We start from the raw sequence: 11079 nt of genomic DNA on the forward strand, positions 1-11079 counted from the left end.
CCCGCGCCGCCCTGACCGGCCGCCCACGCCCGTTCGGCCCTGCGCTGACCGCCGTCCCAGGGACCGGCCGCCGCCACCGCGCCCGCGGCGGCCAGCAGGCCGACGACCGCGGAACCCGCCGTGACCTGCCAGGCTTTCCGATCGAGCACGGCTGACCAGCCCCTTTCGCGACCGCACTACCTCGTGGGGGACACTTAATCACTGCGTCACGCGCCGCGCCCGTCGTCCCTGCCAGGGGGGCGGAGCAGAGCACCGTCGCCACCGTCACATCCGCACGCGTCACAACCGCCTGTGTTGATCTTGGAGGAACCCCCCGTGGAGTTCGACGTCACCATCGAGATCCCCAAGGGATCGCGGAACAAGTACGAGGTGGACCACGAGACCGGCCGGATCCGCCTCGACCGTCGTCTCTTCACCTCGACCATGTACCCCGCCGACTACGGGTTCGTCGAGAACACCCTCGGAGAGGACGGCGACCCGCTCGACGCGCTCGTCCTCCTGGACGACCCGACGTTCCCCGGCTGCCTCATCAAGTGCCGCGCCATCGGCATGTTCCGCATGACGGACGAGGCGGGCGGCGACGACAAGCTGCTGTGCGTGCCGGCGTCCGACCCGCGCGTGGAGCACCTGCAGGACATCCACAACGTCTCCGAGTTCGACCGCATGGAGATCCAGCACTTCTTCGAGGTCTACAAGGACCTGGAGCCCGGCAAGTCCGTCGAGGGCGCCGACTGGGTGGGCCGCGCCGAGGCCGAGGCCGAGATCGACGCCTCGCGCAAGCGTCTCGAGGCGCAGGGCGGGGCTCACCACTGAGCGTGCGCCGGGCGCGCGGGAAGCGCGCACGGCGTACGCCCTGAGCGCGTACGAGCACGGCCCGCACGGGCGGTGCGCCTGATGGCAGGCGCGCCGCCCGTTCGCGTGCCGTGCGGGGATTGTCGGCGTGTCCCGGGTGATGTACGTGCGCATACTGGGCAGACGCGGCAGGAGGCCGTGCGAGTAAGGAACGAGGCGTGTGACGAGTGGCCGACCCTGACGGTCCCGAGGACCCGAGGCCTTCCTCCGAAGAGGCCCACAGCGCCTTCACCCCGCCCCTCGGCGTGCCGCAGCCGCCCGCGCCCGAGGACGAGAGCCCCACGTCGGAGTTCGCGCTCCCCCAGGGCGTGAGCACGCAGCCGCCCGCGCCCCCGCCGTCGTTCACCCGGACGTCGACGCTGCCTACGGCCTTCACGCCCGCCGAGGGCGTGCCCATGGTGCGCCTCACCAAGGAGGCGCCCTGGCAGGACCGCATGCGCACGCTGCTGCGCATGCCCGTGGGCGACAGGCCGCTGCCGGAGATCGTGCAGCGCCACGACGTGACGGGACCCGCGGTCCCCCGCGTGCTCGACCTGACGCTGCGCATCGGCGAGCTGCTGCTCGCGGGCGGCGAGGGCGCCGAGGACGTGGAGGCGGCCATGTTCGCCGTGAGCCACGCGTACGGCCTCGAACGCAGCGAGCCCAACGTCACGTTCACACTCATCTCGATCTCCCACCAGCCCTCGCTGGTGGAGGACCCGGTGACGGCGAGCCGCGTGGTGCGACGGCGCGGCACCGACTACACGCGCCTGTCCGCCGTGTTCGACCTCGTCGACGACATCACCAACGAGGACGAGGACGTCACCCTGGAGGAGGCCTACCGCCGCCTCGCCTCCATCCGCCGCAACCGCCACCCCTACCCGGGCTGGGTTCTGACGGCCGCCAACGGCGTGCTCGCCGGCTCGGCCGCCGTGCTCGTCGGCGGTGACTTCGTGGTCTTCCTCGCGGCGATGGTCGGCGCCATGCTCGGCGACCGGCTCGCGTGGCTGTGCGCGGGGCGCGGGCTGCCGGAGTTCTACCAGTTCGTGGTCGCCGCGATGCCGCCGGCCGCGATGGGCGTCGCGCTGACGCTGCTCGGCTCGTGGGTCGCCTGGGACGGCAAGCCGTCCGCGGTGATCACCGGTGGGCTGTTCGCGCTGCTGCCGGGGCGCGCGCTGGTCGCGGGCGTGCAGGACGGCCTGACGGGGTACTACATCACGGCCGCCGCGCGGCTGCTCGAAGTCATGTACTTCTTCATCGCCATCGTGATCGGCGTGCTGATCGTGCTGTACCTGGGCGTGCACCTGGACGCGCAGCTCAACCCGGATGCCGCCCCCGTCAACTCGCAGCGGCCCGTGGCGCAGATCATCGTGTCCGTGACGCTGAGCCTCGCGTTCGCCGTGCTGCTGCAGCAGGAGCGGCGGACGGTGCTGATGGTGTCGCTCAACGGCGGCGTCGCCTGGCTGGTCTACGGGTCGATGCACTACACGGCGCACATCCACCCGGTCGTGGCGACGGCGGTCGCGGCGGGCCTCGTGGGGCTGTTCGGCCAGCTGTTCTCGCGCTACCAGTTCTCCAGCGCGCTGCCGTACGTGACGGCCGCGATCGGGCCGCTGCTGCCGGGCTCCGCGACGTACTTCGGCCTGCTCGGCATCGCCCAGAACGAGCTCGACCGGGGGCTCGCGTCCCTGTCGAAGGCCGTGGCGCTGGCGCTGGCGATCGCGGTGGGCGTCAACCTCGGCGGCGAGATCTCCCGGCTGTTCCTGCGGGCGCCGGGTGCCACGCGCGGCTCGGCGCGGCGCGCGGCGAAGCGGACGCGCGGGTTCTGACGGCCGGGGCCGGACGGCGGGCCGCCGCCCGGCCCGTCAGCAGTCAGTAACGGCGCGGGTCGCGGCCCTGGCCGTCCTCGTCGGGAGCTTGCGGGGCCCGGGGGGCCCGGGGGGCCTGCCCGTAGGGCTGCTGCTGATCGGGCTGCTGCTGGTATTGGTGCTGCTGTTGCTGTTGCTGCTGCTGCTGCTGCTGGCCGTAACCGTTCTGGTCGCCGTAGCCGCCCGCCTGGCCGTACTGCTGCTGGTAGCCCTGCTGCCCGTACGCCGCCTGCTGAGGCTGCTGCTGATAGCCCTGTTGCTGGTACTGCTGTTGCTGGGGCTGTTGCTGATACGGCTGCGACTGGTACTGCTCCTGCTGGTACGCCTGCTGCCCGTACGCCGCCTGCTGAGGCTGATGATAACCCTGTTGCTGGTACGGCTGCTGATAACCCTGTTGCTGAGGCTGTTGCTGATACGCCTGCGACTGGTACTGCTGCTGCCCGGGATAGCCGGCCGCCTGCTGTCCCCCCGCGGCGGCCGCGCCCCAGCCCGCGGCCTGCGGGCCCTGCGCGTACGAGCCCCGGGCGTCGCCCCGGTCCTGACCGCCGTCCTCGCCGTGGTGCCCGTCGCTCCCCGGCCGGTCCGAGGGGTCCGGCAGCTCCGAGAGCGAGGGCATCGGCATCGTCGACGTCGGGTCCGCCTGCCGCCCGGGACCGTGCGCCGAGGGCGCGGAGGGCTCCGACGGCGCGGAGGCGGGCGGCTCCCCCGCCCCGTCCTTGTCCGCCTTGCCCCTGGACCTCAGGTACTCGATCGCGATGGGGACGACGGAGACGACGACGATCGCGACGAGGATCAGCTCGATGTGGCCCGCCACGAACGAGACCTTGCCGAGCACCGCGCCGAGCACCGAGACGCCGATGCCCCAGAGCCCGCCGCCGATCACGTTGAAGATCAGGAAGGACCGGTAGTCCATCCTGCTGACGCCCGCGATGATCGGCGTGAACGTCCGCACGATGGGCACGAAGCGCGCGAGGATCAGCGACTTCGGCCCGTGCTTCTCGAAGAAGGCGTGCGCCTTCTCGACGTTCTCCTGCTTGAACAGCCTGGAGTCGGGCCGCTTGAACAGGGCGGGCCCGACCTTGCGCCCGAACAGGTAGCCGACCTGGTCGCCGAGCGCCGCCGCGAACCACACCAGCAGGCACAGCAGCCACAGCGGCGTGCCGAGCTTGCCCGTCGTGATGAGGAGGCCCGCGGTGAAGAGCAGCGAGTCACCCGGCAGGAAGAACCCGATGAGCAGCCCGGACTCGGCGAAGACGACGATCAGGAGGCCGATGACGCCGAAGGTCGAGATCAGGTGATCGGGATCCATCCAGCTTGGGCCGAGAGCGAGGGTGGTCACGTGTTCCGGACTCCTGAGTCGGTGGTCGGTCGACCGCCGACGGCGGTCGTGCGTACCGGTCGGCGTCGCGCCGGGGATCCAATGCCTGCCACGGCACTGGCGTCCGTCGGCTGCCCCAAGCTATCAACGCCCGCGCGAGTCCCCCGGTTCCACCCGGCACCACGGGGCAGTTGCTGGTACGAAGGTCCTCACACCGGCGAAAGGACGGGGCCCATGCCCATCGAGGATTACAGCGGCGGCGTCAGCAGCGAGACGGATGTGATCGTCGTCACCACGAATGACGTACCCGGGTACCAGGTGCAGGAGGTCATCGGCGAGATCTTCGGCCTGACCGTGCGCTCGCGCCACATGGGCTCCCAGATCGGCGCGGGCCTCAAGTCGATGGTGGGCGGTGAGCTCAGAGGACTGACGAAGACGCTCGTCGCCACGCGCAACCAGGCGATGGAGCGCCTCATCGAGGCGGCACGCGCGCGCGGCGCCAATGCCGTCCTGATGATGCGCTTCGACGTGACGGACGCGGCGCAGGTGGGCACGGAGGTGTGCGCGTACGGCACGGCGGCGGTGGTGGCGAAGACCGCGCCCTGACGCGTCCCGCCCGGCTTCGTATGCTCGCCCAGTTGGACGCACCCGTCGCGAGGAGATCCACCGATGACCCTGCACCAGGGCGGTAACGAAAGCAGCCCGTCCGCCACCGCCGCATCGTCCGACGAGGTCAGGAGGCTGTCCCTGAACCCCTTCTACGGGGCGGCCGACCCGGTGGGCGACATGAACGCCGCGCCGCCCACCCACCAGCTGCCCGACGGCCCCATGCCGCCCGCGACCGCCTACCAGCTGGTACACGACGAGCTGATGCTCGACGGCAACTCGCGGCTCAACCTCGCCACGTTCGTCACCACCTGGATGGAACCCCAGGCCGACGTCCTGATGAGCGAGTGCCGCGACAAGAACATGATCGACAAGGACGAGTACCCGCGCACCGCCGAGCTGGAGCGGCGCTGCGTGACGATGCTCGCCGACCTGTGGCACGCGCCGGACCCGTCGCGTGCCGTCGGCTGCTCGACCACCGGTTCGAGCGAGGCCTGCATGCTCGCGGGCATGGCGCTCAAGCGCCGCTGGGCGAAGAAGAACGCCGACCGATACCCGGCGAGCGCGCGGCCCAACCTGGTGATGGGCATCAACGTGCAGGTCTGCTGGGAGAAGTTCTGCGACTTCTGGGAAGTCGAGATGCGCCAGGTGCCCATGGAGGGCGACCGCTTCCACCTCGACCCGGCCGCCGCGGCCGAGTTGTGCGACGAGAACACCATCGGCGTGGTCGCCGTGCTCGGGTCGACGTTCGACGGCTCCTACGAGCCCGTGGCGGAGCTGTGCGCGGTGCTCGACGACCTCCAGCAGCGCACCGGGCTCGACATCCCCGTCCACGTCGACGGCGCGTCCGGCGCGATGGTCGCGCCGTTCCTCGACGAGGACCTGGTGTGGGACTTCCGGCTGCCGCGCGTCTCGTCCATCAACACCTCGGGCCACAAGTACGGTCTCGTCTACCCGGGCGTGGGCTGGGCGCTGTGGCGCTCCCAGGAGGAGCTGCCCGAGGAGCTGGTGTTCAAGGTCAACTATTTGGGCGGCGACATGCCGACGTTCGCGCTCAACTTCTCGCGGCCGGGCGCGCAGGTGGTCGCGCAGTACTACACGTTCCTGCGCCTGGGCCGGGACGGCTACCGCGCCGTGCAGCGGACGTCGCGTGACATCGCCATGGGCCTCGCACGCCGCATCGACGAGTTCGGCGACTTCCGGCTGCTGACGAAGGGCGACCAGCTGCCCGTCTTCGCCTTCACCACCGCGGAACACGTCACGAACTTCGACGTGTTCGACGTCTCGCGGCGACTGCGGGAGAGCGGCTGGCTGGTGCCGGCGTACACGTTCCCCAAGAACCGCGAGGACCTGGCGGTGCTGCGCGTGGTCTGCCGCAACGGCTTCTCCGCCGACCTCGCCACCCTGCTCGTCGCGGACCTGGAGCGGCTGCTGCCCGAACTGCGCGAGCAGGAACGCCCGTTCTCGCGCGACAAGGCGGCGGCCACCTCGTTCCACCACTGACGGCAGTCCAAGTCGGGCCCGAGGGGCCGCCTAGAGCGGCACCTCGGGCATGTCCTCGCGCACCGACACCCACTGCTCCGTGCTGAACAGGTCGACCGAGTGCCTGCCGTTGAGCCTGCCGAGTCCGGAGAGGCCCTCGCCGCCGAACATGACGGTGACGTCCTGCAGGTTGGTCGTGCTGTTCACATGGACCATGCCCGCGCCGATGCGGCGCGCCACGCGGACCCCGCGCTCCAGGTCCGCCGTATGCACGGCCGTCGTCAGGCCGTACGGCGTGTCGTTGGCCATCCGGATACCGTCCTCCTCGCCGTCGAACGCGGCGAGGAGGGCGACGGGTCCGAATATTTCCTGCCGCATCACCGGCGACCGCTCCGGCAGGCCCGTCAGCACCGTCGGCTCGACGAAGTTGCCGTACGACGCCCCGTGCACGAGCGCCGTGGCGCCCTCGTCGAGCGCCTGCTTGACGATCGTCCTGACCGCGTCGACCTGCTTGGCGTTGATGAGTGGGCCGAGGTGGGTGCCCGGATCCCTCGGGTCGCCGACCTTCAGCGCCCGGACGGCCGCGACGAACTTCTCGGTGAACTCCGCCTCCACCGAGCGGTCGACCAGGATCCTGTTGGCCGCCATGCAGACCTGGCCCTGGTAGAAGAACCGGCTGCTGACGGCGGCCCTGACCGCGTAGTCGAGGCGCTCGCCGCGCACGTCGTCCAGGACGACGAAGGCCGCGTTGTTGCTGAGTTGCAGCGCCGTCCGCTTCAGGTGGCGCGCCGCAAGCTCGGCGACGTGGCGGCCGACGGCGTCGGAGCCCGCGAACGAGATCACCTTCGGCACCGGGTGCTCGATCAGCGCGTCACCGATCTCCGCGATGTCCGTGATCAGTATGTTGAGCAGACCGGCGGGCAGCCCGGCCTCCTCGAAGATCTTCGCGACCATCCCGCCGCCCGAGACGGGCGAGTTCTGGTTCGGCTTGAGGACGACCGCGTTGCCGAGCGCCAGCGCGGGCGCCACCGACATGAGTGCCGTGGCCAGCGGGAAGTTGTAGGGGCTCAGGACCGTCACGACCCCGACGGGTCTGCGGAACACCCGGTTCTCCCGGCCCGCCTCGGGCGAGGGGAACAGCGCGCCGTCCGCCGCGACCGCCATCGACATCGCCGCGCGCAGGTGCTCGCACGCGGAGTCCAGCTCGACGGCCGACTTGGCGCGGTTCCCGCCGAGTTCGGCGGTGAGCACCTCGGCGAACTCCTCCGCGCGGTCCTCGATCACCCGCACCGCGCGCTCGAAGACCCGCCTGCGGTCGTAAGGGCTCGACCTGGCCCAGCCGTCCTGCGCGCGCCGCGCCGCCTCGTACGCGGCGTCGACCTCCTTCACCGTCGCGACCGTGATCGCCGCGAGTTTCTCGCCGGTGTACGGGTCGAAGTCGATGATTTCCCACGAGCCGGTGCCGGCCCGCCACTCCCCGTCGATGTACTGGTGGCCCAGTTCGGTGAAGGAGGACATGTGATCCCTTTGCTGGCACTGGGGGGTCGGCGTTCGCTCGCGCCGCCTGAGTGGGCCTCATCGTACTGAGTTCTCAGTACTGTTGGAGCATTTCGCGCAGAAGGTCCCGGCTCTCGTCCGGCCCCGGGCACTCGCTGGTGAGCGAGTCCATGACGCCGGTGTAGAGGCCGACCTCCTCCGCCTTGTCGATGTAGAGCGCGCTCGTCAGCTGTTCCGTGTAGACGACGTCGGAGAGGTCGGGCTCCGGGAACGTCAACAGGGAGAACGCGCCGGTCTCGGCCGTGTGCCCGCCGTAGCTGAACGGCATCACCTGGAGGGTGACGTTCGGGTGCTCCGACATCTCGACCAGGTGTTCCAGCTGGTCCCGCATCACCTCGCGCCCGCCGTAGGGGCGGTGCAGCGCGGCCTCGTCGAGCACGGCGTGGAACCGCGGCGCGTGCTCGGAGACCAGCTTCTTCTGCCGTTCGAGACGCAGCGCGACCCTGCGGTCTATCTCCTCCCGCTGTTCCTCCGGGTCCTTCATGCCGCGGGTGATGACGGCCTGCGCGTAGCCCTCCGTCTGCAGCAGGCCGTGCACGAACTGCACCTCGAACACACGAATCACCGAGGCGGCGGCCTCAAGGCCCACGTAGGTCGGGAACCAGCCGGGCAGGACGTCGCTGTAACTGTGCCACCAGCCCGCCACGTTGGCCTCGCGCGCGAGGCCGAGCAGCGCGGAGCGCTCGCGCTCGTCACTGACGCCGTAGAGCGTCAACAGGTCCTCGATATCCCGCGTCTTGAAGCTCACCCGCCCCAACTCCATCCGGCTGATCTTGGATTCGGACGCGCGGATCGAGTAGCCGGCGGCCTCACGGGTGATGCCGCGCGCCTCGCGCAGACGCCTCAACTGCGAGCCCAGCAAGATGCGCCGCACCACGGAACCGCCCGATTCGGTTGCGGTCACGTTGTCAACCCTCCCCATCCCATGCCGTCTGCCGGAGCCCCCGGACCCCGACTGCCGGATTGTGCCATCAAAACGCTTCGGGGCGTACTCATCCGGTTACGGAAATGACGAAGCCTGGAAGAAGCGGCCGGAAGTGGCGGTAAGAGGCCGGACCGATAAAGGGGATGAGAAGGGGCAAAACTGCTCATATCAGTCATGTGCACGTGCATCTGCCCTTGCATCCGCAGCCCACATTCGGAACCATGGCTCACGCGCACCCCCCGCGGCCATACCGCTGCCCGTACCCACCACCGGGCCCCGGCACGGCCGCCGAAACCCGGGAGAGCCTCGCATGGGGACGAATGGATCGACCGTGCTCGCGCCGTTGAGGCAGGGCCTTCCGCCGATCGACCCCTCAGGCGCGGCAGGAGCCGCCTCGTGCGCGCTGCCCGCCCGGTACGAAGCGGTGCGTTCGGCGCGGGAGTTCACGCGCACGACGCTCGGGGAGTGGACGCTCGACGACCGGTTCGACGACATCGCGCTCGTCGTCTCGGAGCTCGTCACCAACGCGCTGCGGCACGCGCTGCCGGGCGCGTCGGTGGTGCAGGGTCAGGAGCGGCCGGTGCGGCTTCACCTGATGCGGTGGAACACGCGGCTCGTGTGCGCGGTGCGCGATCCGAGCAGGGAGAGCCCCGAGGCGCGCGAGGCCGACGAGGACTGCGCGGCGGAGTCGGGGCGCGGCCTGTTCCTCGTCGAGTCGTTCAGCGACAGCTGGGGGTGGCATCCCCTGACGGGGACGCTGAACGGCAAGGTGGTGTGGGCGGTGTTCACGCTTGAGGCGCCGGCGGTGGCTTCGGCGGTGGCTTCACCGAGGGCCGCGGAGGCCTGAGCGGCCCCGCGCGCCGCCGTACCGCCGCCGCGCGCCATGCGCTCAGTTCGCGACGGCCAGATGGTCGAATTCACCGGCCTTCACGCCGAGGAGCATCGCCTCGATTTCCGCCGGCGTGTACACGAGGGCGGGCCCGTCCGGAAAGCGGGAATTGCGCACCGCGACCTCACCGCCCGGCAGTTTGGCGAACTCCACGCATGTCCCCTGGGAGTTGCTGAAACCGCTCTTCTGCCACGCCACGTCGGGCAGCTCCGCCGCCGCCATGCCGTTGTACACGTGTCGCACAGGTTGCTCCTGGGAGTTGCTGGATACCGCTGACAACTGGGCGGGATCATAGCCGTGTTCACGCGCTTCTGCATGAGCAAATGCACGTGCACGGTCGGTGTTGACGCGATTACGAACGCTAAGGAGCTTTCCCGGTGCGCTGAGTGAACGCCTCGTTCGAGTGCGGGAACGAACTCCAGTTCTGAACAGAGCGCACGGTACGGCAGCAAAGACGTTTCCCCTACCCGGAATTACGTCGATGCCGCCGCCCATTCCCTTCCCCACCCTGGCCGCTCCCTCTCAGTGGGCTGGTGTTACTTGCCCGCGCCGACAGGGTCGACGGTGATACCGGGGCCGCCGGACTTGTCGGTGACGGGGATGCTGATGCCGGCGTTCAGGGTGTGGGAGTGGGTCTCGTTGGGCGGGGTGACGATCATCTTGGTGAAGGTGACGCCGGAGCCGCCGGTGTGGTTGGGCGGGTAGTGCAGCGTGAAGTGCGTCTCCTGCCCGGCGGCCAGCTTCACGGTGGGTACGTTCATGGCGGAGCGTGTGGCGTGCTCGGTGCCGTAGACGCCCTTGAGGTCGACGCCCGGGAAGCCGTGCATCGAGCAGGCGGTGGACGAGGTGTTCTTGAGGTTGACGAGGAGTTCACCCTCGGCCATGCCGCCGGAGGCGGAGAAGGCCAGGTTCGCGGTCTTGCAGGCACCTCCCGACGACGAGCCGGCGCCTCCTCCCGTACCGGATCCCGTGTCCTTGCCCGAACCGGCAGCGGCGTTCGAGCCGGAAGCGCTGTCCCCGGAGCCCGAGGGCGGGGTGGAGGCGGAGCCGGAGCCGTCCGAGGCGGCGCCCAGGGGCGTCCCGCCGCCTCCCGCCGGCGCGCTGGAAGCCGCCCCCGCGGCGCTGCCGCTGGAGTCGCCGCCGCCGCAGGCGGTGAGCGAGAAGCTCGCCGCCACGGCGACGAGTGCGAGCGCCGACATCTTCTTCATGTTCTTCCCAGGCATGGCTGCTCCATCTATTGGCATACGGACGGCATACGGATCCGACCGGGTCGGGTACCTCTCTACCTGCTTGGATCCAGGCCAAGCCGATTTTGTTCTCGGCTCCCGCCTCTCAGGACGTGGCTGTGACATGCGGGATGACAAGCTGTGACGTGCGGGCCGGGCCATAGGCTTGGCCGTCGTCCGGCGATCCGGGGATCTCAGGGGGCATGGCCGTGCGCGGGTACACAAGGTCCGGGGCTGGGGCGGGAGTCGCGATGGCCGGCCTGGCGGCCGCCGCTCTGCTGCTTGCGGGGTGCGGCGGCGGTGACGCCACCGGCGGCGCCACGCCGAGCGGTGCGCGGCACACGGCAGCGAGCGCGCCGCCCCTCGACGGTGCGGGC

Annotated in this window: 10 protein-coding genes; 5 read left to right on the forward strand and 5 right to left on the reverse strand. The window is 70.2% G+C overall.

Features of this window, described 5'->3' with window-relative positions:
• The first annotated feature begins 315 nt into the window (after nucleotides 1-315).
• Both JFN87_RS28625 and JFN87_RS28630 read left to right on the forward strand, forming a co-directional pair.
• Nucleotides 316-813, forward strand: coding sequence for an inorganic diphosphatase (locus JFN87_RS28625; RefSeq protein ID WP_209344656.1), 498 nt, complete (start codon nucleotides 316-318; stop codon nucleotides 811-813).
• A 206-nt stretch (nucleotides 814-1019) separates the two neighbouring features.
• Nucleotides 1020-2660 carry a threonine/serine exporter family protein gene (locus JFN87_RS28630; RefSeq protein ID WP_209344658.1) on the forward strand — a complete coding sequence of 547 codons (1641 nt, stop codon included), beginning with the start codon at nucleotides 1020-1022 and terminating at the stop codon, nucleotides 2658-2660.
• A 43-nt stretch (nucleotides 2661-2703) separates the two neighbouring features.
• On the opposite strand, the gene JFN87_RS28635 is transcribed toward JFN87_RS28630, so the two are convergent.
• The gene (locus JFN87_RS28635; RefSeq protein WP_209344660.1) at nucleotides 2704-4038 is read right to left on the reverse strand and encodes a DedA family protein; all 1335 of its coding nucleotides are present in this window, start codon (nucleotides 4036-4038) and stop codon (nucleotides 2704-2706) included.
• Between the two features lie 213 nt (nucleotides 4039-4251).
• Between JFN87_RS28635 and JFN87_RS28640 the strand changes: the two genes are divergently transcribed.
• Both JFN87_RS28640 and gad read left to right on the forward strand, forming a co-directional pair.
• Nucleotides 4252-4623 (forward strand): YbjQ family protein, encoded by a 372-nt coding sequence (locus tag JFN87_RS28640; protein WP_209344661.1) that lies wholly within the window; start codon nucleotides 4252-4254, stop codon nucleotides 4621-4623.
• A gap of 63 nt (nucleotides 4624-4686) precedes the next feature.
• The gene (gad, locus tag JFN87_RS28645; protein WP_209344663.1) at nucleotides 4687-6126 is read left to right on the forward strand and encodes a glutamate decarboxylase; all 1440 of its coding nucleotides are present in this window, start codon (nucleotides 4687-4689) and stop codon (nucleotides 6124-6126) included.
• Between the two features lie 30 nt (nucleotides 6127-6156).
• On the opposite strand, the gene JFN87_RS28650 is transcribed toward gad, so the two are convergent.
• Together JFN87_RS28650 and JFN87_RS28655 are read right to left on the reverse strand one after the other, a co-directional pair.
• The gene (locus tag JFN87_RS28650; RefSeq protein WP_209344665.1) at nucleotides 6157-7623 is read right to left on the reverse strand and encodes an aldehyde dehydrogenase family protein; all 1467 of its coding nucleotides are present in this window, start codon (nucleotides 7621-7623) and stop codon (nucleotides 6157-6159) included.
• Nucleotides 7624-7696: 73 nt separating this feature from the next.
• Nucleotides 7697-8566, reverse strand: coding sequence for a Sco1979 family transcriptional regulator (locus JFN87_RS28655; protein ID WP_307865626.1), 870 nt, complete (start codon nucleotides 8564-8566; stop codon nucleotides 7697-7699).
• A 331-nt stretch (nucleotides 8567-8897) separates the two neighbouring features.
• Here JFN87_RS28655 and JFN87_RS28660 point away from each other — a divergent pair, with 331 nt between their 5' ends.
• The gene (locus JFN87_RS28660) at nucleotides 8898-9434 is read left to right on the forward strand and encodes an ATP-binding protein (RefSeq protein WP_209344669.1); all 537 of its coding nucleotides are present in this window, start codon (nucleotides 8898-8900) and stop codon (nucleotides 9432-9434) included.
• A gap of 42 nt (nucleotides 9435-9476) precedes the next feature.
• On the opposite strand, the gene JFN87_RS28665 is transcribed toward JFN87_RS28660, so the two are convergent.
• Nucleotides 9477-9719 (reverse strand): DUF397 domain-containing protein, encoded by a 243-nt coding sequence (locus JFN87_RS28665; RefSeq protein ID WP_209344671.1) that lies wholly within the window; start codon nucleotides 9717-9719, stop codon nucleotides 9477-9479.
• A gap of 293 nt (nucleotides 9720-10012) precedes the next feature.
• Nucleotides 10013-10699, reverse strand: coding sequence for a DUF4232 domain-containing protein (locus tag JFN87_RS28670; protein WP_245182238.1), 687 nt, complete (start codon nucleotides 10697-10699; stop codon nucleotides 10013-10015).
• Nucleotides 10700-11079 lie beyond the last annotated feature (380 nt).

Source organism: Streptomyces montanisoli, from assembly GCF_017813245.1.
GTDB classification, from domain to species: domain Bacteria; phylum Actinomycetota; class Actinomycetes; order Streptomycetales; family Streptomycetaceae; genus Streptomyces; species Streptomyces montanisoli.